This is a genomic window from Lactobacillus sp. UMNPBX19, from assembly GCF_002553805.1.
Lineage (GTDB): Bacteria > Bacillota > Bacilli > Lactobacillales > Lactobacillaceae > Lactobacillus.
Genome location: NZ_PCYR01000100.1, coordinates 1 through 486, shown reverse-complemented (window position 1 = coordinate 486; position 486 = coordinate 1). Strand labels below are relative to the sequence as shown.

General features: G+C 43.2%; 1 pseudogene. It reads right to left on the bottom strand.

Annotated features, from left to right (window positions below):
• Positions 1-412: pseudogene (locus tag CP370_RS09260) on the bottom strand (transcriptional regulator); the annotation flags it as partial.
• Positions 413-486 lie beyond the last annotated feature (74 nt).

The window sequence follows — 486 nt, the reverse complement described above, 5'->3', positions numbered from 1 at the left end:
CACAGTTGGGGCACCCTAACCAACGGGTCTTTGGTGAATGTTTTGCCCAGAAAAATTCGCCAAACGCTGGTTTGAAGTATGCTTCGCATTGCGGGCAGACGTACTCAACCGAGCGGTAGTATGCGTATACGGCAATTGCCACCGCAACTATAATGGGGCAAAAAGCGGCCACCACCGCCCACCAGCTACTACTGGAAATGCCATACCAAATTGCCAATATTTCTAAAATATCAATTAGGCCCCCGAAAACAAACAACGCGCTTCGTTTTCTGGTTAAACTACGTCGCCGACGAATGCTTTCCTCAATACCAATAAAGGAATTAGGCGTGATGGGAATTTGATCAGTTAACCAGTGTTTAATTTCACCAATCGTTTTTAAAGTATCCTCTTGTTGTTTAATCTTTTGCTTCAATTGTAGTTCTTCTTGGTTAAGCAAAGTTTGGAGCACTTCGTCAAAATTCGGGCTGTTTAAAAGCTCCTTAATAT